The organism is Caballeronia temeraria, from assembly GCF_001544795.2.
GTDB lineage: Bacteria > Pseudomonadota > Gammaproteobacteria > Burkholderiales > Burkholderiaceae > Caballeronia > Caballeronia temeraria.
The window spans coordinates 246,475-270,041 of sequence record NZ_FCOI02000005.1; the positions used below are offsets into that span (position 1 = coordinate 246,475).

Here is a 23,567-nt window from a genome sequence, read left to right on the forward strand (position 1 = left end):
CGTGCAGGGGCCTGCGCCGCCTTCTCTCGAAGGCGGACGTCAGTGCATGGCAAAGTTCTTTAAATCGCGCCGAGGCTCTTCAGCGTGGCGATCTGGTCGGGCGAGTAGCCGAGTTCGGTCATGACTTCGTCGGTGTGTTCGCCGAGCAGCGGCGAGCGCACGACTTCGGTCGGGCTGTCGGACAATTTGATCGGATTGCCGACCGTCAGGTACTTGCCGCGCACCGGATGATCCACTTCGACGACGGTGCCCGTCTTGCGCAGCGACGGCTCTTCGGCAATCTCCTTCATCGAGAGAATCGGGCCGCACGGAATGTCGTGCTTGTTGAGGATCTCCATCGCCTGGAACTTGGTCTTCGACATCGTCCAGCGCTCGATTTCATCGAAGATCTGCTTCAGATGCGGCAGGCGCGCGTTCGGCGTCTTGTAATCCGGATGGTCGATCCATTCCTCCTTGCCGATCACCTTGCAGATTTCGCCCCACACCGGCGCCTGCGTGATGAAGTAGATGTACGCGTTCGGATCGGTTTCCCAGCCCTTGCACTTCAGAATCCAACCCGGCTGGCCGCCGCCCGATGCATTGCCCGCGCGCGGCACCGCTTCGCCGAAGCTGCCGTTCGGGTACTGCGGGTACTCTTTCATCACGCCGGTGCGTTCGAGCCGCTGCTGGTCGCGCAGCTTCACGCGGCAAAGGTTGAGCACGCCGTCCTGCATCGCGGCGAGCACTTTCTGGCCGCGTCCGCTCGTGTTGCGCTGATACAGCGCCGTGACGATGCCGAGCGCGAGATGCAGGCCGGTGCCCGAGTCGCCGATCTGCGCGCCGGTGACCGTCGGCGGGCCGTCGTCGAAGCCGGTGGTCGAGGCCGCGCCGCCCGCGCATTGCGCGACGTTTTCGTAGACCTTGCAGTCTTCATACGGTCCAGGACCAAAGCCTTTCACCGACGCGACGATCATCCGCGGATTCAGCTCCTGGATGCGCTCCCACGTGAAGCCCATGCGATCGAGCGCGCCCGGCGCGAAGTTCTCGACGAGCACGTCGCACTTCTTCACGAGCGTCTCGAGCACCTTTTTGCCTTCGGGATTCTTCGTGTCGATGGTGATCGAGCGCTTGTTGTGGTTCAGCATCGTGAAGTAGAGGCTGTCGGCGTCGGGGATATCGCGCAACTGCTCGCGCGTGATGTCGCCCGCGCCCGCGCGCTCGACCTTGATGACGTCGGCGCCGAACCACGCGAGCAGCTGCGTGCAGGTCGGTCCCGACTGGACGTGCGTGAAGTCCAGGATGCGCACGCCGTCCAGCGCCTTGCCAGAAGTGTTCACCGTCATGGCTTTGTCTCCCAAATCTCTCTTACGACGTTTATAGGTTCACATTTATTTGTACATCGTCTGCGCCATCGTGCCGGGCGCGTAGACAGTCGGATCGACCCAGATGTTGATGACCGCGCTCTTGCCCGTCTTCGCGATCGACTCGCGCGCCCGCTGCAACGCGCCCGCGATCTTTGACGCTTCGCGCACTTCCTCGCCGTAGCCGCCGAGCATTTCGGCGAAGCGGCCATACGGCACATCCGACAGCAGATTGCCCACGTTGCCGCGCTCTTCGCCGTACTTCGCGAGCTGGCCGTAGCGGATCTGGTTCATCGCGGAGTTGTTGCCGATCACCGCGATATACGGCACGCCGAAGCGGTTCGCGGTTTCCATGTCGAAAGACGTCATGGAGAACGCGCCGTCGCCGTAATAGCAAAGCACTTCTTTCTCCGGATTGGCAAGCCCCGCCGCAATCGCAAAGCCCGTGCCGACGCCGAGCGAGCCGAGCGCGCCCGGGTCCATCCACTGGCCGGGGCGGCGCGGACGCACGGCCTGCGCGGAAATCGTCACGACATCGCCGCCGTCGCCGATGTAGATCGTGTCGTCGGACAGGAACTGGTTGATCTCGTGCGCGACGCGATATGGATGGATCGGGCTGGCATCGGACGTAAAGAGCGGCATCAGCTTGGCCGTGGCGGTTTCTTCCAGCGCCGTGAGTTCCTGCATCCACTTCTGGCGCGCCTGGCGCTTGTCGTTCTTCAGACGCCCGCTCGCCGCCTGCAGCGCCGCGCCGAGAATCGCGCCCGGATCGCCGACGAGGCCCAGATCGATATCGCGATTCTTGCCGACCGTGCGGTAATCCATGTCGATCTGCACCAGCTTCAGATCCTTGCTAATGCGCTTGCCGTAGCCCATGCGGAAATCGAACGGCGTGCCGACGATCACGATCAGATCCGCCTTCGCGAAGGCCTGCGAGCGCGTGCGGTCGAAGTGATGCGGATCGCCCGGCGGCAAGAGGCCGCGGCTCGCGCCGTTGAAATAGCCGGGAATGTCGAGGCCGCGCAGGAGCGCGATCGCTTCTTCGTGGCCGCGCGCGGTCCACACTTGCTGGCCGTAGAGAATCGCCGGGCGCTCGGAATTCACGAGCAGATCGGCGAGCTGTTCGATGGAAGCCGGATCGCCGACCGATTTCGTCGACGCGCGATAGCGGCCCGGCTGAGGAATCACGGCTTTGGTGACGTCGATTTCACGGTCGAGCACGTCGCGCGGAATTTCCAGATACGCCGGGCCGGGCGCGCCGTTGAAGGCTTCGCGGGCGGCCATCGAGATCATGTCGGCGACGCGCTCGGTGCTCGGCACGGTCGCGGCGAACTTGGTGATCGGCGCCATCATGTCGACATGCGGCAGATCCTGCAGCGAGCCCATCTTGTGCTGCGTCAGCGCGCCCTGCCCGCCGATATGGATGATCGGGCTTTCCGAGCGGAACGCCGTGGCGACGCCCGTCACCGCGTTCGTGCATCCGGGACCGGCCGTCGTCACGACGCAGCCGAGCTTGCCGGTCTGACGCGCGTAGCCGTCGGCGGCGTGGGCGGCGACCTGCTCGTGGCGCACGTCGATGATGCGGATGCCTTCGTCGACGCAACCGTCGTAAATATCGATGATGTGGCCGCCGCACAGCGTGAAGATCGTATCGACGCCTTCGTTCTTCAAAGCACGGGCGACCAGATGGCCGCCCGAAACGACGCCCGCGCCGCGGGTCTTCTGCTTCAGCGTGTCATCGGCGGTGGTGGTGGCTGGAGCGACTTCAGGGCGGCTGCTGACGACTTCGGACATTGTTGTCTCCTCCTCGATGGGGGTTGTGTGTGCGATCCCGGAACGTCGCGCTGCGTGCCGGTTGCTGTGATATACAATATTCCACACACAGTATTAGTCAACTGTAGACCGATCGATGAAAACCCTGTGATGCACTGCACGATGCGTTGAAATGCCTGTCATGTGTGGCGTTGGCGGTTTCTCATTTTGCATCGCGTCAACCGCTGTACTTCTTCCGGCGTTGCCAAACCTCACACGCGACCACTCGACGAAAGTTTTTTGTTCGCCTTGAAATCTGATATACAGTATTTCAGCGTGCCATCGACGATGCTTTTTCCGGCTCGCTCATTCCCATCAGAGGACATCAGGAGACGCAATGAACATCCACGAGTACCAGGCGAAAGCGCTGCTGCGAAAGTACGGCGTTGCCGTGCCGGAAGGCCGTGTCGCCTTCTCCGCGCAGGAAGCCGCCGATGCGGCCCGCGCGCTACCCGGACCCGTGTGGGTCGTGAAGTCGCAGATTCACGCGGGCGGGCGCGGCGCGGGGCGTTTTGCCAACGATCCGGACGGAAAAGGCGGCGTGCGCGTCGTGAAGTCGGTGGACGACGTGCGTGAAAACGCGCAGAAGATGCTCGCGTCGGTGCTCGTCACGAAGCAGACCGGGCCGGCGGGCAAGGAAGTGAAGCGGCTCTACATCGAGGAAGGCTGCGATATCGCACGGGAGCTGTATCTCGGCATGCTGGTGGATCGCGCCACGTCGCGCATCACGATCATGGCGTCGACGGAAGGCGGCATGGAGATCGAGGAAGTCGCGCATCGCACGCCGGAGAAGATTCTCAAGGTCGCGATCGATCCGGCGACGGGCCTGCAGCCGTTTCACACGCGCCAGATCGCGTTCGGGCTCGGTCTCTCCGGCAATCAGATCAAGGCTGCGTCGAAGTTCATCACGGCGCTGTATCAGGCGTTCGTCGATCTGGACGCGTCGATCGTCGAAGTGAATCCGCTCGTCGTGACCGGTTCGGGCGATGTCATGGCGCTCGACGCCAAGCTCAATTTCGACGACAACGCGCTCTATCGGCATCCGGATATCGAAAAGCTGCGCGACGAGGACGAGGAAGATCCGGCCGAAATCGAAGCGGCGAAGCACGGCCTCAATTATGTGAAGCTCGACGGCAACATCGGCTGCATGGTGAACGGCGCGGGCCTCGCGATGGCCACGATGGACATCATCAAGCTCTACGGCGGCGAGCCGGCGAACTTTCTCGACGTCGGCGGCGGCGCGACGCAGGAACGCGTCGCGACCGCGTTCAAGCTGATTCTGCGCGATCCGAAAGTGCGCGGGATTCTCGTCAACATCTTCGGCGGCATCATGCGCTGCGACGTGATCGCGCAAGGCGTGGTCGCGGCCGCGCGCGAGATCGATCTGGGCGTGCCGCTCGTCGTGCGCCTCGCGGGCACGAATGTCGATGCGGGCCGCGAGATTCTGCGCACGTCCGGTCTCACCATCATCCCCGCCGACAATCTCGCCGATGCTGCCGACAAGATCGTCAGCGCCGTCGCTCAAGGAGCCGCTAAATGAGCGTTCTCATCGACAAAAACACCAAGGTGATCTGCCAGGGCTTCACCGGCGCACAGGGCACGTTTCACTCCGAGCAGGCGATCGCGTACGGCACGCGCATGGTCGGCGGCGTAACGCCGGGCAAAGGCGGCACGACGCATCTGGATCTGCCGGTGTTCGACACCGTCGCCGATGCGGTCGCGAAAACCGGCGCCGATGCCTCCGTGATCTACGTGCCGCCGCCCTTCGCCGCCGATGCGATTCTCGAAGCCATCGATGCGCAGGTGCCGTTCATCGTCTGCATCACGGAAGGCATTCCGGTGCTCGACATGGTGCGCGTCAAGCGCGCGCTCGGCGGTTCGGCGAGCCGGCTCGTCGGGCCGAACTGTCCGGGCGTCATCACGCCAGGGCAATGCAAGATCGGCATCATGCCGGGGCATATCCATCGTCCGGGGAAGATCGGCGTGGTGTCGCGCTCGGGGACGCTGACCTATGAAGCCGTCGCGCAGACGACCGCGGCGGGGCTCGGGCAGACGACGTGCATCGGCATCGGCGGCGATCCGGTGAACGGGACGAACTTCATCGACTGTCTGTCGCTCTTTCTGGAAGACGACGCGACCGAAGGCATCATCATGATCGGCGAGATCGGCGGGTCGGCGGAAGAAGAGGCCGCGCAATTCCTGAAGGACGCGAAGACGAAAAAGCCGGTGGTCGGGTTCATCGCCGGGACGAGCGCGCCGCCGGGACGCCGCATGGGCCACGCGGGCGCGATCATTTCGGGCGGCTCGGGCACCGCCGGCGCGAAGATCGACGCGATGAAGTCGGCGGGCATTCACGTCGCCGATTCGCCGGCCGCGCTCGGCGAAACGATGGTGCGCGCGATGCGCTAAAAAGAAAGGCCGCGCGGCAAACGCCACGCGGCCTCTTCTACTGGTACTAAGCCATCAATCCCGCATCAGTCCAGAAAGTCGCAATTCGCCTCGACGAACGCCGCCAGATCCAGCGAATGCTGCTTCACGAGCCGCTCGACCAGCTCCGTGTCCCGCTTCTCCAGCGCCTCGATGATCCGCATGTGATCGACGATCGAGCGCGACGCCCGGTCGCTCTGCGAGATCGTCATCTTACGGATGGCGCGCACGTGCACGAAGATGTTCTTGATCGTGTCGAAGATGATTTCCGACTTCGCCAGCCGCACGATCGCCGAATGGAACGCGATATTCGCTTCCGAATACTCGTCGATATGCTCGGCGGGCGTCGAGTCGCGGAAATTGTCGAACATGTGGCGCAGATGGGCGATTTCCTCGTCCGTCGCGCGCTGCGTCGCGAGGCGCGCCGCCATGCTCTCCAGCGCCGCCCACATATGGATCATCTCGACGATCTCGCGCTTGGTCTTGCGCAAGATATAGACGCCGCGGCGCGGCACCGTGCGCAGAAACCCTTCCTGCTCGAGCAATGTCATGGCCTCGCGGATCGGCGTGCGCGACACGCCGAGCGCTTCGGTCAGCTCTTTCTCGTCGAGACGGATTTCTTCCCGCGAACGATAGATGTCCGCCTCGGCGATCGCCTGCCGCAGTTTCGCGTACGCCTGATCGCGCAGCGAAACCGTGGCGTTGATCGGCTCCAGCGAAAGCGTCAGCCCCGACGGACGGACCTCAGGGCGAACTTCCGGCCTGTCTACGGATTGAGTATCAGATGGCATTGATGGCTTGATTTCCCAAGTGCGGACGGCCAGCGTCGACACGCTTGCCCGAACCGCCGTTCTGGTCTTCCGCCGCGAGTCCGGCGAAGCGACCGTGATCCTGTGCGCGCTGCAGCATGCTCTGCGGCACCGCCGACGCAATCATAAACGTAACACCCGCACCCACGGCAACCAGCGCGAATCCGACAACAACCAACAGGGCGATGCTCATCTCAGGCTCCGGTTAAATCACTCAAGAGCCCTCATTATATGTTGCAACGCAACAGCGCGCAACATATTTTGCATCTTGTATATCAGAAACAACGCTGGTGCCTTCGTCTGCAGTTTAGGCGGCTTTTTGAGATTGCGGGAGCGGCAGCGCCTTCGCCGTGCCCTGGTTCACGCCCTCGCGCAGTTTGATCAATGCGAGAACCGCATCGAGCATCGGCGTTTCGACATGCACCAGACGGCCGATTTCCTGCACGACGGTCATCAGCGGATCGATTTCCATCGGGCGTCCGGCTTCGCAGTCCATCAGCATCGACGTCTTGTGCGCGCCGACCGCGCCCGCGCCGTTGATGCGCCGCTCCACGTCGACGCGGAAGTTCACGCCGATCTTGTCGCCGATCGCCTTCGCCTCCAGCATCATCGCCTTCGAGAGCGCCCGCGTGCCGGGGTCGCTCGTCAGCACGTCGAGCGTCGCGCCGGTGAGCGCGCTGATGGGGTTAAAGCACAGATTGCCCCAGAGCTTCAGCCAGATTTCGTCGCGGATGTTGTCGCGCATCGGCGCTTCCATGTCCGCCTTCGCCATCATGTCGTGCAGCGCCTGCAGACGCGGCGTGATCTCGCCGCTCGGCTCGCCGATCGGGAATTTCTTGCCGTAGTGATGCTCGATGACGCCCGGCTCCGCGATCTCCGCCGCCGGCAGCAGCACGCAGCCGATCGCGCGCTCCGGACCGAACACGTCCCACTGGCGACCGCCCGGATCGACGCTTTGCAGCTTCGTGCCTTCGAGCTCACCGCCGTGCTTGTAGAAGTACCAGTAAGGCAGACCGTTCACTGCCGTGACGATGGCCGTTTCCGGGCCGAGCAGCGGCGGAATCAGATCGACGACGCCAGGAATCGAATGCGCCTTCAACGCGATGATCACGTAATCCTGCGGGCCGAGTTCGGCGGGATTGTTCGTGCAGCGCACCTTGACCGTGTGCTCCTCGCCGTCGATCCGAAGCTTGACGCCGTTCGCCTGCATCGCCGCGAGATGCGGCCCGCGCGCGACGAAACTGACGTCCGCACCGGCGCGGGCCAGTTGCGCACCCATATAGCCGCCGATCGCGCCGGCGCCGTACACGCAGATTTTCATGGTTCGTCTCCTGAGGGTTATCGCGTTATAGCCTTCTGATATACAAGATACTACATTCCGAGTGCAGACAGGACAAGGCGAATCGTGCGCTTGCGGACGAGCGAAAACCCGCATGCGCGAAAGGCACCGCGGGTTTCGGATGTCGAAAGGAAGGGTTTGGGTCAGGCTTCGACAGCCTGACCCGAGATCAGAGTATGCGACGAGGACGAAACGATGTGTGACCACACGCTCGCCGCGCTCGCGCGCAATGCGCGGTTCTTGCGCCGCACGAGCATGATCGTGCGCGAGGTCTCCGGCACGAGCGGGATGAAACGCGCCTGTGCCGTCTCGCAGGCGATGCGCACATGCATCGGCAGGATGCCGACGCCGAGGCCCGACGCCGCCATGCGCGCGACCGCGGCGGCTTGCGTCAGTTTCTGGCGCACGGCGCCGCTTACGCCGTGCAGCGCGAGCGCGGCCTCGATGGCGCCGAGACTGCCGGTGTCGTCGTCGAGAAGGAGAAGCGGCGTGCCGCGCAACTGATGCCAGTCGATGCGCGCCGCCGCGCCCAGCCGATGCGACGCGCCGACGACGGCCGCGAAACCATCGGCGAAAAGCGGCTCAGCGGCAAGTTCGTCGAGATTCTCGGGCGCGACGACGACGCCCAGCTCCGCCTCGCCCGAACGCACGAGTTGCAGCACGGCGTTCTGCGGCCGGTCCATCACGACGACCGTGATATCCGGCAGACGCTCGCGGCACGCGGCGAGCATCGCCGGCAGCACGCTCGCCGTGAGACCGCAACTGCTCGCGAGATTCACGACGCCCGGCTCGCCGCCCTCCTGCGCGCGCGGCCGCAACGTCGCCTCCAGTTCCTCGACGAGCGGTGCGATGCGCGCGAGCAGCTTGCGGCCGGTGTCGGTGAGCGCGACCTGGCGCGTGGTGCGATCGAAGAGCCGCAGCGCGATTTCGTCTTCGAGTTCGCGGATGCTGCGGCTGACCGCCGATTGTGTGATGCCGAAGTCGTCGCCCGCGCGCGTGAAGCTGCGATGCCGCGCGAGGGTGACGAACAACCTCAGTTGATGCAGCGATACGCTCAACGATCGCGCGTCGTCTTTCATTGAATCGAGCCGGTCCGCAGCGACGCGTTGATCGACGACGTTTCGCTCGATGCTTCCTCGAGCGTGTTTTCGATCCAGCGCTTTCTCATCGGCGCGAGCACGAACTTGGCGCACAGTCCCGCCGCGATCGACGTCACCGCTGCCGTGATGAACACCGCGTTCCACGAACCGATCGACGCGAGCACCGAGGCGAGCGGCACCAGCATCGACGCCGTGCCTTTCGCCGTGTACAGCGTGCCCGCGTTGGCCGCGGCGTACTTGCTGCCGAAGGTATCGGCGCAGGTCGCCGGGAAGATCGAGAAGATCTCGCCCCAGCACAGGAAGGTCATCGCCGCGAACAGCATGAAGAGATACGGGTTGTGGCCGAACTCCATCAGCCCGAGCAGCGCGACGCCTTCACCCAGAAAGATGATGAACATCGTGTTCTCGCGGCCGATCTTGTCGGAGATGAAGCCGCACAGCGGTCGCGTGAAGCCGTTGCACAGATTGTCGATCGAGAGCGTCATCGCGAGCAGCGGCAGCGTCACGCCGAGCAGGTTCACCGGCATCTTCGCGAATCCGTATTCCTTGGCGATCGGCCCGAACTGCGCGGTCGCGATCACGCCGCCCGCCGCGACGAACACGAACATCAGATACAGCACCCAGAAGAGCGGCGAGCGCACCATCTGTCCTGTCGTGTAGTCGATCTTCGTCGACACGATGCGTTTGGCCGGCACGATGCCCTTCGGCGGATTCGGGCGCACCAGCATCAACGCGAGCACGAAGATGCACACGCCCTGCAGGATGCCGAAGAACATGAACGCGTGCTCGTAGCCCGAGCTCTGGATCATGTTGGAAATCGGAATCACGGTGACGGCCGCGCCCGCGCCAAAGCCCGCCGCGGTCAGGCCCGCCGCGAGACCGCGCTTGTCCGGGAACCACTTGAGCGCCGTGCCGACGCAGGTGCCGTACACGCAACCGGCGCCCACCCCCGCGACCACGGCCGCGATGTACAGATGGACGAGGCTCGTCGCGTGGGCATCGATGATCCAGCCGAGCGCCGCGCAGATCGAACCGCCGATGACGACCGGCCGCGGCCCGAATTTATCGACGAGCCAGCCTTCGACAGGCACGAGCCACGTTTCGGTGACGATGAAGATGGTGAAAGCCGTTTGAATCGCCGCCTGGCCCCAATGGTGTTTTGCATCCATCGGAACGACGAAAAGGGTCCATGCGTACTGCAGGTTGGCGACCAGCCCCATGCATAGGATGCCGATCGTGAGCTGGAACCATCTGTTGTGGTGACGCCCGTGCGATTGCCCGGACACAACCGTGTCTGCGCTTGCCATGTCTGTCTCCGTTATGTTTTCCAGCGCTCGTGCGGCGCTTGGTGTGCTGCGAGAAACCGGCGCGGTGCGTCGGCGGCGAGCGGTCGGTCAGGGGAAATGCTCGCTCCGGGCGGCATGGGCTTGAGGCCGCCGGTCGCGGGTATTGCGCATGTCGCGCGTTTTGAAGTGGGCGATCGATTCGCACATCTGGCAAGCATCCGCTTCAGGCGATCGAAGAATCATGTCAAGCGATTCCCAATAGAGTCCGGATGGTTGATGCGGCCTTTGCAGGCTTCGTGTGCTGCGAGATGCGTGCTCGTGATGCTACGCGAAATGCTGACCGATGCCTGGGGTTTAGCATGGCCGTTCGTGCCTTCCGCGACTGTCCGCCTTACAACTTTTGGGGACGTGAAAGCATCGTGGGGGAGAAAAACGATTAAGGAAAGTTAGAAAAAATTATTGTATAAATTAGCAATCGTTAATGGATGAGGGATTGCCGTGCTGCGTAACGCCACCCTGCGCCAACTGAAGATCTTCGAAACCGTGGCCCGGCGGCTGAGTTTTTCTCGCGCCGCCGAAGAGCTTTACCTCACCCAGCCCGCGGTTTCGACGCAGGTGAAGCAACTGGAGGAGCACGCCGGCTTGCCGCTTTTCGAGCAGTTGGGCAAGAAAATCTACCTCACGCCGGCCGGAAATGAAATGCTTCACTACAGCCGGGCGATTCTCGAGCAGTTTCGAGAAGCCGACGATGCGATGGCGCGGCTCAAGGGCATCGCGGGCGGAACGCTCAACGTCGCGGTGATCAGCGCGGGCGATTATTTTTTCCCGCGTCTGCTCGCCGCATTCACGCAGCGCAACACCGATGTCCGGCTCAATCTCGCGGTACACAACCGCGAAGAACTGCTGCATCAACTGTCGGACAATCTCACCGATCTCGCCGTGATGGTCCGGCCGCCGCGCGATATGGACACGGTGAACGTCTCTTTTGCACCGCATCCGTACGTGATCGTCGCGCCGCCGGATCATCCGCTCGTCGGACGCAGGAACATGCCGCTCGAAGCACTGGCCGAGGAGCCGTTCATCGTCCGCGAGCGCGGCTCGGACACGTGGAATTCGATGGAAGAAGGATTCGGCGGCCGGCTTCCGAACCTGAACGTGTCGATGGAGATCACCAGCACCGAGACGATCAAGCAGGCGGTGATCGCCGGAATGGGTGTGAGCTTTCTGTCCGCCCACACGATCAGCATGGAGCTGCAGGTCGGCAAACTGGCCGTGCTCGACATCGAAGGCTTTCCGGTGATGCTCAACTGGTTCGTCGTGCACCGGAACAACAAGCGGCTGCCGCCCGTGGCGCTCGCGTTCAAGCAGTTCTTGATCGAGGAAGGCGCGGCGCAGATCGAAGCGATCACGCAAATCGTCGCGAAGACCGGCAAACCCAACGCATAATGTTTACTGAATAGATAAGCGAAAAAAGTTTAACTGTCGTATATGGATCGACTTTCCTATCCTGCATTCAAGCCCCACGGCCATACAGGAGACGATCATGATCCACGCAAAGCACGACGAAGACCGCGAAGTTCAGGCGCAAGTCTGCGCGTTCAATACCGCTTTCGAAGAACTCGACCTGATGTTCCGTTGGGATGCGCAAACCTATCGCTCGCTGGCATCGGCGGATAGCGATTACGGGAAGATTGCGCAGTACATCGGAACCCATTCTCCGCATCTTTTGAAGGCATACAGCGCGGAGTTTCTCTGCCAGGCGATCGTCGAGCGCAAGAATTCGACGATCGAAGCCTGCCGGCAAAACACGGTTCAATATGAAGACAGCACGCAGCGAGCGCGGCTTTGGCGGGCGCGCAACGAGGAAACGGCGCGCGTCTGACAGTTCCTTCTCATATATAGGGCGGTCCGATCAGACGGACCGCCCTTTTCTTTTTGCTTGCGCCGCGGTTGCCCGCGGCGCGCATGCGACTCAGGGCGTCAGCGCGACCCAGACCGCCTTCGGCTCGGTGAAATTCTCGATGGCGACATCGCCATGTTCGCGGCCGAAGCCCGAATCGCCGCCGCCGCCCCACGGCAGACGCACATCGGTGAAGCCGTAGGTATTGACCCAGACCGTGCCCGCCTTCAGTTCCGCCGCCATGCGATGCACGCGGCCGATATCCGCGCTCCACACGCCCGCGGCGAGACTGTACGCGGTGCCGTTGGCGATGCGCAGCGCGTCGGCTTCATCGTCGAAGGGAATCACGCTCGCCACCGGCCCGAAGATTTCCTCCTGCGAGATGCGCATCTCATGTTCGACGTTCGCGAACACCGTTGGCTCGACGAAATAGCCGCGCTCGCCGGAACGCTTTCCGCCCGTCACGAGCGACGCGCCCTCGCCTCTGCCGATGTCCACGTAGTCCAGCACGCTTTTCATCTGCTTCGCGGAAATGAGCGGGCCCATATTGGTTTCGCGTCTGGACGGGTCGCCGAGCTTGATCGTCTGCGCGCGCTGGGCAAGGCGTTCGACAACTTCGTCATAGACCGCGCGCTGGGCGAGAATGCGCGAGCCGGCCGAGCAGACCTGACCGGCGTTGAAGAAGATGCCCGATGCGGCCGCGCGCACGGCGCCGTCGATGTTCGCGTCCGCGAAAATCACGTTGGCGGACTTGCCGCCGAGTTCGAGCGTCACGCGCTTGAAGTTGCCCGCCGCGCCCTGCAGGATGCCGCGGCCGACGGACGGCGAACCGGTAAACGTCACCTTGTCGACGCCCGGATGCGCGACGAGCGAGTCGCCGACGACCGAACCCTTGCCGGTCACGATGTTCAGCACGCCCGGCGGCACGCCTGCTTCGAGCGCGAGCCGCCCGACCATCAGCGCGGAGAGCGGCGTGATTTCGGCCGGCTTCACAATCAGCGTGCAGCCGCAGGCGAGCGCGGGCGCGATCTTCCACATGCCGATCATCAGCGGAAAATTCCACGGAACGATCGCCGCGACGACGCCGACCGGCTCGCGCACGGTGTAAGTCAGCGCGTCCGGGCGCGCGGGCACCACCTGTCCGTTGATCTTGTCGCACCAGCCGGCGTAGTACGCAAGCGTATCGATGGCGGCGGGCACGTCCTGGCGCTGGACGCCGGAAATCGGCTTACCGGCGTCGAGACTTTCGAGCGCGGCAAGTTCTTCCTGATTTTCGCGCAGCAGATCGGCAAGTTTCATCAGGATTCGGCCGCGCTCCGCGGCACGGATCGCGTTCCACGGCTTCAGCGCGGCGCGTGCCGCCTGCACGGCCCGGTCGACATCGGCGGAGGTGCCCTGCGCCACGTAGGCGATAGGGTTTTCGTTCGACGGGTCGAGGTTCGTCGAATACTCGCCTCCGCTCGGCGGGACAAACTCGCCGTTGATCAGCAATTCGTAGCGCTTCAAGTCCGCGGTGCTTTCCATGTCTCGCTCCATGTGCTTTTAAGAATCACTTCATGTTGCGGGAGAAAAAGCATCAATGAAAGCAAAACATTTTTATTGTTTATATAGAGCGGAATGTATGGACGGATATAGCGTGCTGGACATCATGCGCGGGGATCGGGCTGGCCGGGCAATTGCCGATTCGGCGTCGCCGCGATTTCTTTCGCTTTACTTAGTATCCGGCGAGCATTCGCCGCGCAGGAGAGCCCATTCTTCGCACTGTCGTCCATTGGGGAAACGGCAGATGCCGATTTGGCCTTGAGGCGAATCGACGATCTGCAACGTCCCGCCACGCTGGATGCAGCTGACAGATGCCGGGTTGGCCAATCCCGCCCGCTGCGGGACCGGCTTGTCCTGCGCCTCGGACGTGCACGACGACAAACACAACGCGAATCCGGCAGCGATAGTCAAACCGGCAAGCACGGTAGCGAAGGTTCGCTTCATCTCGATATTCCTGTAGCGTTGAACAGTTTGGCCTTTCGGCATTGGGCGAGTCGGCCTACCGGGCATGACCGCCATCGTGAGCCGGTCATGCCTTTTCCGGAGCGCGTGTTCGCGCACCCCACTTTTTGCAACGATCAGCGCGTTGCCTGCTTGCCCATGACGGCATCGACCGATTCACCGATCACGACGATGTCCGTGCGGCGATTCTTCGCTTGTCCTGCAGGCGTGTCGTTGCTTGCAGCGGGCCGGTCAAAGGCGAAGCCTTTCGTCGTGATGCGCGACGGCGCGATGCCACGCTGTTGCAGCGCGCCCGCCACCGTCTGCGCGCGCTCTTCCGACAACGCCTGGTTGTATTCATGCGTGCCCGTGTTATCCGTGTGACCTTCGACGATCACGAGCTTCTTGCTGCGCTTGAGCAGCACGACCGCGCGCTGGATTGCCGGAGTCGAATCGCTGCGCAGCGCCGATTTGTCGAAGTCGAACAGAACCCGGTCCGGCAAGCGCACCTGCACGCCTTCGCTGGTCTGCGTCACCTCGATGCCGACTTGTTGATTGAGCGCGACCTCCTTGTCGCGGTCGGGACCCGTGGCGCAACCCGCCAGCAATGCGATAGAGAGCGCGCAAGTGGTAAGAGAGAATGCAAACTTCATAGTTTCCTGCTTTGTTGATGTAGAAGTGAGAACGAAAGCGAATCGACGGTGAGCACCGGATCGAAGTAAGCGTCGTTGCCGATGAGATTTGCTTTCCTTATCAACCGATTACCGACGATTGCTACACGTGGCGCTCAACTCTAGCAGGGATGCAAATCGCAATCGTGCGGCCGATGTGCTACGTGAAGATTTTTGACAATGACGCGGGACATGAGAAGCGAGCGGTCCCAATGGTGCGGCTGCGAGCCGCGTTCGAGCACGACCGCAAATGCGTCGTCATGTGCGCGGAAAATTGCGACACAACCGTGAATCGCCGCTCCGCGAGATGCGGACCAGCTCACATCGACTATCTCGAATTTATCCGACTTGTCCGATAGGAGACGATCTGACGCGTCACTACCATCTCAAAATCAAACCGATGCAGGGAGATGAGGATGGGCTCAGTCGTTTCGCGCTCGAAAAACGATGTGTATATCGTGATGCGGCGCGGCGCGCTGCGCACGATCATCGGCGCCGCCTGCTCGGCGGTCGTCCTGGCGCTGGCGGGCGGCCTTGCGTTGGGACACCTCGGCAGTCCGGCGCTGCGCGGCCGCCGCGAGCCTTTGAAATCTTCGACGGTTCGCGCCGCCGCATCGCCGTACACGGCGCCCGAGATCGCGCGCCTGCAGGCCGCGAACGCATCGCTGGATGCGCGTGCCGAGCGCCTCGCCGCGCAACTCGACACGCTCAACACGTTCGATCAACGTCTGCGCGCGCAAACCTCGCGCTCCACCGCCGGCAGCGCAGCGGCGGCGAAGTCGGCGCGACAATCCTATAGCAACGCCGAAGGTGGCCCCGAACTGCCGCCCCGGCCCTGCCACACGGCCAGCGCGCGTCCGGACCCGCAAGTCACCCGCGACGAACTCGACTGTCTGGCGACGACACTCGCCACGCTCGAACACGGTGTGGCGCAGCACGAGGCGGCGTGGGACGCCTTCCCGGGCCGCCGGCCGATCGAGTCCGCGCGCACCAGTTCTCCGTTTGGCAATCGCCTCGACCCATTCACGGGCTACCTGAGTTTTCATCCGGGCATAGACCTGGTTGCCCCGACGGGTACGCCCATCCTCGCGGCGGCGAGCGGCCGTGTGATCTACGCCGGACCGATGCCGGGCTACGGCAACACCGTCGAGATCGATCACGGCAATGGCTTCATCACGCGCTACGGTCATGCATCGAAGATCGAGGTGCGCGTCGGCCAGCGGGTGGAACCGGGTCAGGCAATCGCGACGGTCGGATCGACCGGTCGCTCGACAGGCCCCCACTTGCATTTCGAGATACGCGCGGGCGGGCAGCCGCTGAATCCGGCCGACTATCTCGCGCTATTTGCGCGAGCATCGAATGCGTGATGCGTGATGCAGGGGCAGGCGCGACGGTCTCGTGGATCACGCAGGCGTCACAAATTGCGTGCGGCGATGCAACGCTACGGATGTTTAAGTCTTGTCTGATGGGACGCTGATGCCGGATTGACCAGAATTTTTATTTCATGCGATTCACGCACCGCCACGGCGTCAATCGTTCCCTCGTCATCCCAGAGCCTGCGTCCCGCACGACGGGAAGGATGTAACGTGTTTCTTACCCCTGATCAACGCATCGCGCTGATGGAAAGCGATCAGCTTCATGTCCGTGATGCCCGGCGTTGGCACGCCACGTAGTTCGAATCGCACACGCGCATCGCCGGACGGGAACATCACGGTCGATACCCACGCCTTGGTTGTCGCAAATATCGTGTGCGCCGGATCATGTGCTCCATCAATGCACTCGAAGTCAACCCACTTCTGGGCAAACTCACGCGTCACTCGCCCACCACCTGGATGGCTATCCTCCCGCACCCAACCTTCGATCGCCTGACCTCGCTGATCCGCGCTGCTCACACGCCACCAGTTCGGCTTGCGTCCGCTTCGATCGGCCGTCGCTTCGGGATGCTGCCGGCTCCTATCGCGCGCTAATTCAGCCAGCGACCACCGCTGCACCACGCCCGTCACCGGCGGCTCGGCACCCGCCTGCTCCGCGTTGCGATACAGCTTCGTCCCCTCCGCGATACGCAACAGCGTCGGCTCGCAAGAAAGTCCCAACGGCTTCCAGTCATCCGGATGCGCGCTATGCGAACCAACCCACGTTCTGCCCTGCTCGATGAACGACTTCACGCTCTCGTCGCAGAAGACTTCGATGTGCGCCATGCGCGTCGTTGAAGACGAGTTCGCGTTTAACGAGTCGAACCGCCCAAGATGCCCCATCAGATCGCCAGCCTTCACGGCAATGCCCTGCGCATTCGCATCGCCTGCACTGCCGGACGGCGACACAGTGCTCACCACGCGATCGAAAGCATCCTCGGGCATGACCTCCTGAACGACAGGACCACCGTTCTCGTTACCCATGAAAATCCACCCACCCACCGCTGTAGCCGGTGGGACTTCTCCCACCTTGGCCGCATACGGCTGCGCGCCATGCACATCGGTGATCTTGCCCCAGCCATGCTGCCGATCACCGATACTCACAGAGGTGCCCTGCGGCAGAATGCCAAGCGGTGCACTTTCCCTATGTCCCGCCTTTGGACCGCTGCGCACTTTCAAACCCTGCTGGCCAGCGTCCGGCGCCTGCCCGGTTCGGCTCGGATCGGGTTTGTCCTGCGCATAGGAGCTGACCTTGTACTGCGCGAGTGCGGACAGATACGCTGGCTTGGCTTTGCTCGCGTCGTGCTCGTACTCCTCATACGCTTGCAGATGCATGTACAAGCTATAGAACGTCAGCTTCGTGCCTTTCGGAAACTCCATCGTATGGCGCACCAAGGAGAATCCGGTGCTATAGGGCGCTTGCACGCTCCCGAGCTGACTCACGGGATAGGTCCGGTTCACCCGGTAAGCGATGATGTGGCCATCCGCAATGCATCGGACGCCTTGCTTGAGATCCAGCTTGCTGCCCGCGCCGCTCTCGGTGATGTGAATGCCGCCGTGCCAAAACCCGTTCTTGCTCACCAAAAAACTACCGCCCTGTTCTCTCTCTGCCAGCAGTTCGTAAATCTCTTGTTCGTCGGTGAATTTGCTCGACGCGTCCGTCTCGCGCGCCCCCTTCTTCAGGAAAGGGAATGCAAACGACAACTGCTTGACCTTTGTGTCTGGCGGCGTGGCTCGCGGTGCGCTACCAGGGGCTGCAGGCGCATTGCGTTGACCACCAGAAGCGGGGTTCGGCGCGGAGGCAGGCTGTGGTGCCGAGGCGGGTCGCGTAGAAGGTGCTGTAGTTGCCATTTCGATACTTATTCGGAAAATCCAAAGGAGATCGGGTTCTTGATGTCCTGCACCGGCGTGTCAGACCAGGACGGGAATGTGAAGCTTCCGCCATCGGCACCACCGATGGTGAGATTGCCCTTCACCTCGATCTCACCCGCAGGACTGCCAAGCGTAATCTTGCCCCCCGACAACTTGATGTAGGCCCCCGATCCATCACCAATCGTCACGCCCTTGTGCCCGGTAATCGTGACATCTCCATCAGCAGAACTCATTACCATGCCTTGCATGGCCAACAGTTCCAGCGCGTCGCTCTGAGCTTGGATTTGCACCTTCCCTTTTGCGGCAAAAAGACGGATTCCCAGCTTTGCCGCGAAGAACGATAGCGCTTCGCCGGCCGCCACCGTGATACGTTTGAATGCGCCAATGTCGAGACCCTCGCCCGACGTCACGAACATCTGCTTGCGAGACGCAACCTGCACTTGCTCTCCGCTCGCAATACCCAGCCCGTCTGGCGCGGTTGCGATCAAAACTGGCCTGCCCAGTTTCGTCAGCTTCTCCTCGATGAGCGAACGTTGCTGATCGACTTCCGCGAGCCACGCTTTGGCTGTGTTAGCGGAATCGTTGAGCGAGCGCAATAGATCCCGAGCTTGGCTGAATGTCGCATCTGCATCCTGCATTGCGAGTTGTTGACCGCTGGAGTTCGGCTGAGGCTCCGCTGACAACAACACGCCTTTTCCGCCCCGGACCGCTACGTGCTCATCGCTTCGCAACTCCGCACCGCGCCCCCGCTCCTTGCGCTCCTCATCGACCATATGCCCCAGATTCAACTCGCTCGTCTGGAACGGCGTGGTCAGGTGGATATGCTCGAAATTCTCCTTATCCTCCATGCGCAGTTCGTTCTGCGCAGCCGTGCGGATGAGATTCCGGGTGTTATTCAGGTTGTTGACGAGGTCCGGATTCAGGCTGTCATGGAGCGAACCCACGATCACGGGTCTGTTCGGGTCCTGCGCCGTGAAAATGAGTGCGACCTCGGTACCGTGAATAAGCGGCATGTGATGCCCGTAGTCGGCGCCGGCATAGGGCTTCGCCATCCGGATCGGACGACTCGCGCCACCCGGACTCCACTCATCCAGATCGAACGGCATCTTGACGACGTACCGCCCTTTTTCGTCCAGATAGCCGTAGTGATAATTCCCGGGCGAATCCACCCTGGCCGGCCAAATGCCTTCAGCTTTAGGCCGTTTGATCGAATCGATGCTCGTGCGCCACCGGCGATCCGCCGGAATCGCGCGAAAGTTGTTCCAGTACGACACGCCCCGTCCACCGCCGCAGCGCATCGACGTGATGAACAGCCCGTTGGGCGCATCCTTGGGATTGACGTCCAGCCGGATCACCTCGCCCACTTCCAGCGAAAACGGATTGCCACGACCGCGATAGCTGATCTGCGTGGCGATGTAGGCCTCATGACGCAGACGCGCAATCTGACGGCCTTCTTCCAGCGTTTCGTAATGTTCGCCCCACGTGCCGTCTACCCCGTCGGTGGTCTTGTCGGCGCGCGCGGTGTTCTCTTCGACCAGCAGATTGACGTCCGCCTGACGATGGTTGTAGTCGTTCAACTGCACCGCTTCGGGCACGCGCTGCGTGATCGTTCGAAGCGAGCGGATCGACTCCGCACCCGCACTTTCAAGCCCCGAGTGGCTGCGATACGGCACCACCCGCTGTTTGCGGGCATACGCATCCAGATCATCCCCGAAGATGATGACCGTGCGATCGCTCTTCTGCTCGAAACGGAACCAGATGCCGGCTTCGGCGCAGATGCGCTGAATGAAGGCGAACGTCGTCTCGTAGAACTGAGTCTCGTATTCAAGCCGCTTATATGTGCCCCGCAAAGCCTTGAAATCGAAATCGACGCCGAGGCGATAGCCGTAGTGGCGCAATGTATCGGTGACGATCTCGACGACGGACTGTTTCTGGAACAATCGGGATTTGCGTCCTCGCGCCAATTCCGCGATCTTCGGCACCAGCGTAACGCGATAACGCGTCTCGTCGGCAGACGTGCTCAGCGTCTCGAACTTGTCGATCACGCCGTGCGTCACGCTGGGCGGCGAAACCTTGCTAAAGTCCTTCCAGCGTTCGCCGAACATCTGCTGCAAATAGGCTTCATCGGGATCGATGGGCGCGATGGTGAAGATCGCGGGCCGCCCAACGACTTGTTCCATCGGAATATCGGCAACCGCGCTCGTGAACTCGATGTTGAACCTGTAAAGCTCGCTAATCTCCGTCTCGCCATTGAACCTGAGTATTGAGATAGGAGCAGGCTGCGGTTTGATCTGTAGGACGTACGCTTGCGATGGCAAAACCATGGACATGCAAAGAACCCCTGAACTCAAGCCGCTTTCTTAACGGCAACCCTTGGGACAACCCTGTTCGGAGACGCAGCCTGTCGTGTACGAGCGCCGACATTCAGAAAGGGCCAATACATATTATTTTGACCGACAAAATTCCTGCTTAGGAGCAGCGATATCGATCATATCAACTCAACTTTCGGGAATTCAATTAGTTAGCCAACTTAAGTTGATTGTCTTTTCGGAGACTTCTTAGAATAGGCTTGACCAAGTCATCCAAGCAAGATGCTCGATGAAACTGGCCCGCGCGGGGACATACCCCGGAACGGCTTGAATTGGCGAAAGGAGACCGGCGATGGCACCATCGCATCGCAGACCGACGCGGGCGATGCGAAGATTCTCAGATTGCAGATCACTCACGTACTGGGCATCGGCGGCGGCGCGTGGACTGGCCCCAAGGCCACGACAGTCTCTGCGGACCTGATCGAGAATGGCAAAGTCGCCCGCCACGCCAAGATCAATCGCTGGTCGGTCGGCGGTGTGTGGGGCGCGTTCAAAGGAAGCTGTTCGATTCTCGATCGCACGGCTATCGTGATCAGCAAGGATCTGGGCCGTTGGGTGCGCGATCCCTCGTATCAGATCAAAGAAGAGGCACCGCCGAACGAGGCGTCCGCGCCGACGGCTCAGACCGATGCAGCGAGTTCCGCCACGGCCGAATGAGCTATGTCCGGCAAATCGCGCTATGGCGATGATTTCGTTGAATTGCTGGGCGCTACATAGCCAGTCGAAGCAGTCGAGCCTCCGCGCCGCTTATGCGTCACCGGTAAGCATACCGGTGACGCGCGGCATACGGTTCAAGTCCGGCAGGGCCGCCATCGCCGGCACGTCTTTTGGACGGGATCAAGGCATGAACTATCACACGCGCAGTTTTGAGACAGGTCCGATGGAGAACAACCCGACTCCATCTCAAAATTAGTCCTGTCCGAAACACAACCGAATGTGAGAACGTCATGAGTCTCTTCATTCTGATCGATGCCGCCGCCCTGTCTCGCCATGCTGATCTGCCGGGCAATCCGCTCCAGGAAGCGGTCCCGACGACGATGATCGAGACACTGGTGCGATTGTTCACTTCGCTGTTTCACTAATCGATACGCGCGTGACTGTAGAACGTCGCCGCACCGGACGAACGCACGTCATGCTCCACGCACGCTGCACGATGAGTACCACGGTGCACCGGTATTTGCACGATGGTCAGCTTATCGCGAGCCGCCTGACGACGCTCATCAAGGCTGATTCGAGGCGTCCGATCTCGACGTCCGGACGACCGTGCCATCAGGCGAGAAGTGAGCGTTGAACATGCCGTCCGCCTGCGCGCCACCCTCAGCCCAATGCCAGCTCCAGACTGTTTCATGGCTCAACGCATACTGCGCGACAGAGGTGGGCTTGCCAAGCAAACGACGCACGTCGTCCTGACTCATGCCCGGTGTCACTTTCGCGAAATTCTCGGCGGTGAGCGCTTGGGTAATTGAAACCAGCGTGCCGTTCGCATCGAAATCGAGCATGTAGGTTTTGGTGCCGTATGGGCTGCGGGGATATTCAAGTCGCTGTGATCCGTCATCGTTCTGCCAGACGATTTCGGGTTTGCCAACCTTGCGTCGCGCGTCATCGACGGTCGAGACGCCAGCTTGCAGCTTGTCAAAGCCCATTGTGTCGGGCTTGATGGCATTCACGGCATCAGCAACTTTCTGCTCGTCGCAGCCAAGAAGCACCACGCTCGACGCACACACGGCGAACACATTCAACAAAATCTTTCGGCTCGAGCTCATTTCTATGGTCAGGGATGGTATTGCCGATGAAGCGCAAACAACGCGGTCATTCGGCAAGGGTCTATCAACGATTGCGTGATTATGCTGCGCTTGAGGTGCCGTTCGTGAAGTTCTGTCGCGATGCCCACGGCGTCAGTTGCGCTTATTGTGGGTCGGCCTTAGTTACCTCGTGGGCACGCCGGTGCTTGAAGTGTTGACATTCCGCGCCGCGACATTGCTCGCGGCGGCCGCATTCGAGACGCTCGAAGCCGCCGACGCTACAGCCGCGCCGGAAGCCGGCACAGACTGCTGAGGTGCGTCACGCTTCACCGGCTTCGGATTCGCGCCTTCCATCGCCAGCAGATTTCCTTGCACGCTGATCTTCACCGGGTCCGTGTCCCGCGCACCACTGTGCGTGACTTCGATAACGACCAAGCCATCTTCCGCATCCGGCAACGCGCTATCCGTGTAAAAAACGCGTCCGCACCGAAGCTCCTGCACGTTGCTCTGGCCTTCGAAGACAACCTGCCAGCAGATCGCTTCCTCGTGATACAGCTGCGCCTTGCGCTGGGCCTCCTCCTGGTCCAGATGAGCTGTGCCGTAAAAATACGGCTTGCCGTAGGTAGTCGGGTCTTGCGGCGCGATGTTTTCTTCTGCTTTGAAACGCTCCCAAGCCTTGTCCGGATTGTAGTCCGCGACCACTATCCCTTGCGGCACGACGTGCGCCCGGCACGCCAGTTCATACACCGACTCAATCGCCGCCTCCAGGCCCGCATTTTCGCGATAAGGAACGATGCGCTCTGGGTCGTAGATGTAGTGATCTATGTCATCCGCGAAGACGATCCGATCGCCGTACTGGGTTTCTTCCACATACAGATAGATGCCCCACTTGGCCATCAACATCTGCAGATACGCCAGGTCGTCCTGTGCGTACTGAAACCGGAACAGCGTCTGCGGATATTTGCCCCGCAGCCGGAAAATGTACTGATGAGGCTTTAGCTGATGACGAACCAGGATCGCCTCGAGGATTTGAGGGATCGTCTTGTGCTGATAGATCTTGGTGTCGCGAATGCCCTGAAGGCGTGCGAGGTGAGATTTTATGACAATCTCATAACTCACGAAGTCATTCGTCGTCTTGATTTTCGAGAATGAGGAGATAAACCCGGACCACTTCCGCGTGCTGCCGTCATCTGACGTCAGCGAAAAGCTCGCCTCCTGATTCAGGTAGTCGCGACGGGAGACCGCATGAGGGTGCGAGACGAGGACCGTCAGAACGACCGGCTCTCCCATCTTCTCCACGACGCGATGCGCCGACACCGACAAAAGCGCCGCGCTGTCGGCACCCGGTACCTCGAGGTGTTGCGATTGACGACCTGTCACTAGACTTGTCATCCGCTCTACTGCGTCCACTACGCCGGGCATGGTCATCGACCTCCTTCTTCCGCACTACTATCGACTTTCATCGAAAGGCAAGCGAAGATAAGTCTTCGCAAGGACTCGTTCAT

Annotated in this window: 21 protein-coding genes; 7 read left to right on the top strand and 14 right to left on the bottom strand. The window is 61.6% G+C overall.

Annotated elements, in window-relative coordinates:
- Positions 1 to 59: 59 nt before the first annotated feature.
- Both frc and AWB76_RS10425 read right to left on the bottom strand, forming a co-directional pair.
- Positions 60 to 1,322, bottom strand: coding sequence for a formyl-CoA transferase (gene frc / locus AWB76_RS10420; protein WP_061160061.1), 1,263 nt, complete (start codon positions 1,320 to 1,322; stop codon positions 60 to 62).
- A gap of 45 nt (positions 1,323 to 1,367) precedes the next feature.
- A complete protein-coding gene (locus AWB76_RS10425) occupies positions 1,368 to 3,134 on the bottom strand; it encodes a thiamine pyrophosphate-binding protein (protein WP_061160062.1) in 1,767 nt (588 codons plus the stop codon).
- Positions 3,135 to 3,489: 355 nt separating this feature from the next.
- Here AWB76_RS10425 and sucC point away from each other — a divergent pair, with 355 nt between their 5' ends.
- Both sucC and sucD read left to right on the top strand, forming a co-directional pair.
- Positions 3,490 to 4,692, top strand: coding sequence for an ADP-forming succinate--CoA ligase subunit beta (gene sucC / locus AWB76_RS10430; RefSeq protein ID WP_061160063.1), 1,203 nt, complete (start codon positions 3,490 to 3,492; stop codon positions 4,690 to 4,692).
- Positions 4,689 to 5,561 (top strand): succinate--CoA ligase subunit alpha, encoded by an 873-nt coding sequence (gene sucD, locus AWB76_RS10435; RefSeq protein ID WP_061160064.1) that lies wholly within the window; start codon positions 4,689 to 4,691, stop codon positions 5,559 to 5,561. Before sucC ends, sucD begins: the two co-directional genes overlap by 4 nt.
- Before the next feature lie 65 nt (positions 5,562 to 5,626).
- On the opposite strand, the gene AWB76_RS10440 is transcribed toward sucD, so the two are convergent.
- From AWB76_RS10440 to oxlT, 5 genes are all read right to left on the bottom strand, one after another.
- A complete protein-coding gene (locus AWB76_RS10440) occupies positions 5,627 to 6,370 on the bottom strand; it encodes a GntR family transcriptional regulator (protein WP_061160065.1) in 744 nt (247 codons plus the stop codon).
- Positions 6,360 to 6,581, bottom strand: a complete 222-nt coding sequence (locus AWB76_RS40800) for a hypothetical protein (protein WP_061160066.1) — start codon at positions 6,579 to 6,581, stop codon at positions 6,360 to 6,362. The genes AWB76_RS10440 and AWB76_RS40800 overlap by 11 nt, the downstream gene beginning before the upstream one ends.
- Positions 6,582 to 6,695: 114 nt before the next feature.
- Positions 6,696 to 7,709 (bottom strand): 2-dehydropantoate 2-reductase, encoded by a 1,014-nt coding sequence (locus AWB76_RS10450; RefSeq protein WP_061160067.1) that lies wholly within the window; start codon positions 7,707 to 7,709, stop codon positions 6,696 to 6,698.
- Positions 7,710 to 7,870: 161 nt separating this feature from the next.
- Positions 7,871 to 8,806 carry a LysR family transcriptional regulator gene (locus AWB76_RS10455; RefSeq protein ID WP_061160068.1) on the bottom strand — a complete coding sequence of 312 codons (936 nt, stop codon included), beginning with the start codon at positions 8,804 to 8,806 and terminating at the stop codon, positions 7,871 to 7,873.
- Positions 8,803 to 10,134 carry an oxalate/formate MFS antiporter gene (gene oxlT / locus AWB76_RS10460; protein WP_061160069.1) on the bottom strand — a complete coding sequence of 444 codons (1,332 nt, stop codon included), beginning with the start codon at positions 10,132 to 10,134 and terminating at the stop codon, positions 8,803 to 8,805. Before oxlT ends, AWB76_RS10455 begins: the two co-directional genes overlap by 4 nt.
- A gap of 480 nt (positions 10,135 to 10,614) precedes the next feature.
- Here oxlT and AWB76_RS10465 point away from each other — a divergent pair, with 480 nt between their 5' ends.
- Both AWB76_RS10465 and AWB76_RS10470 read left to right on the top strand, forming a co-directional pair.
- A complete protein-coding gene (locus AWB76_RS10465; protein ID WP_061160186.1) occupies positions 10,615 to 11,559 on the top strand; it encodes a LysR family transcriptional regulator in 945 nt (314 codons plus the stop codon).
- Between the two features lie 97 nt (positions 11,560 to 11,656).
- Positions 11,657 to 11,995 carry a hypothetical protein gene (locus AWB76_RS10470; protein WP_061160070.1) on the top strand — a complete coding sequence of 113 codons (339 nt, stop codon included), beginning with the start codon at positions 11,657 to 11,659 and terminating at the stop codon, positions 11,993 to 11,995.
- Between the two features lie 90 nt (positions 11,996 to 12,085).
- Here AWB76_RS10470 and AWB76_RS10475 read toward each other — a convergent pair whose 3' ends face one another.
- The 3 genes from AWB76_RS10475 to AWB76_RS10485 all read right to left on the bottom strand — a co-directional run bounded on the left by AWB76_RS10475 (position 12,086) and on the right by AWB76_RS10485 (position 14,649).
- The gene (locus tag AWB76_RS10475) at positions 12,086 to 13,537 is read right to left on the bottom strand and encodes an aldehyde dehydrogenase family protein (protein WP_061160071.1); all 1,452 of its coding nucleotides are present in this window, start codon (positions 13,535 to 13,537) and stop codon (positions 12,086 to 12,088) included.
- Positions 13,538 to 13,723: 186 nt separating this feature from the next.
- The gene (locus tag AWB76_RS10480; RefSeq protein ID WP_061160072.1) at positions 13,724 to 13,999 is read right to left on the bottom strand and encodes a putative hemolysin; all 276 of its coding nucleotides are present in this window, start codon (positions 13,997 to 13,999) and stop codon (positions 13,724 to 13,726) included.
- 134 nt (positions 14,000 to 14,133) lie between these two features.
- Positions 14,134 to 14,649 (bottom strand): OmpA family protein, encoded by a 516-nt coding sequence (locus tag AWB76_RS10485; RefSeq protein WP_061160073.1) that lies wholly within the window; start codon positions 14,647 to 14,649, stop codon positions 14,134 to 14,136.
- A gap of 434 nt (positions 14,650 to 15,083) precedes the next feature.
- On the opposite strand from AWB76_RS10485, the gene AWB76_RS10490 reads away from it, so the two are divergent.
- Positions 15,084 to 16,034: a M23 family metallopeptidase gene (locus AWB76_RS10490; protein WP_061160074.1), complete on the top strand. Its 951-nt coding sequence runs from the start codon at positions 15,084 to 15,086 to the stop codon at positions 16,032 to 16,034.
- Positions 16,035 to 16,211: 177 nt separating this feature from the next.
- Here the strand turns inward: AWB76_RS10490 and AWB76_RS10495 are convergent, their stop codons facing one another.
- The gene (locus AWB76_RS10495) at positions 16,212 to 17,783 is read right to left on the bottom strand and encodes an SH3 domain-containing protein (protein WP_061160075.1); all 1,572 of its coding nucleotides are present in this window, start codon (positions 17,781 to 17,783) and stop codon (positions 16,212 to 16,214) included.
- A 155-nt stretch (positions 17,784 to 17,938) separates the two neighbouring features.
- Positions 17,939 to 20,281 carry a type VI secretion system Vgr family protein gene (locus tag AWB76_RS10500; protein ID WP_061160076.1) on the bottom strand — a complete coding sequence of 781 codons (2,343 nt, stop codon included), beginning with the start codon at positions 20,279 to 20,281 and terminating at the stop codon, positions 17,939 to 17,941.
- A gap of 261 nt (positions 20,282 to 20,542) precedes the next feature.
- Between AWB76_RS10500 and AWB76_RS10505 the strand changes: the two genes are divergently transcribed.
- The gene (locus tag AWB76_RS10505; RefSeq protein WP_244173296.1) at positions 20,543 to 20,977 is read left to right on the top strand and encodes a hypothetical protein; all 435 of its coding nucleotides are present in this window, start codon (positions 20,543 to 20,545) and stop codon (positions 20,975 to 20,977) included.
- Positions 20,978 to 21,267: 290 nt separating this feature from the next.
- A complete protein-coding gene (locus AWB76_RS42670; RefSeq protein ID WP_279616399.1) occupies positions 21,268 to 21,402 on the top strand; it encodes a hypothetical protein in 135 nt (44 codons plus the stop codon).
- Between the two features lie 138 nt (positions 21,403 to 21,540).
- Here the strand turns inward: AWB76_RS42670 and bamE are convergent, their stop codons facing one another.
- Positions 21,541 to 22,083: an outer membrane protein assembly factor BamE domain-containing protein gene (gene bamE / locus AWB76_RS10510; RefSeq protein WP_061160077.1), complete on the bottom strand. Its 543-nt coding sequence runs from the start codon at positions 22,081 to 22,083 to the stop codon at positions 21,541 to 21,543.
- Between the two features lie 162 nt (positions 22,084 to 22,245).
- On the bottom strand, positions 22,246 to 23,490 hold the full coding sequence (locus AWB76_RS10515; protein ID WP_061160078.1) for a type VI secretion system Vgr family protein: 1,245 nt from the start codon (positions 23,488 to 23,490) through the stop codon (positions 22,246 to 22,248).
- Positions 23,491 to 23,567 lie beyond the last annotated feature (77 nt).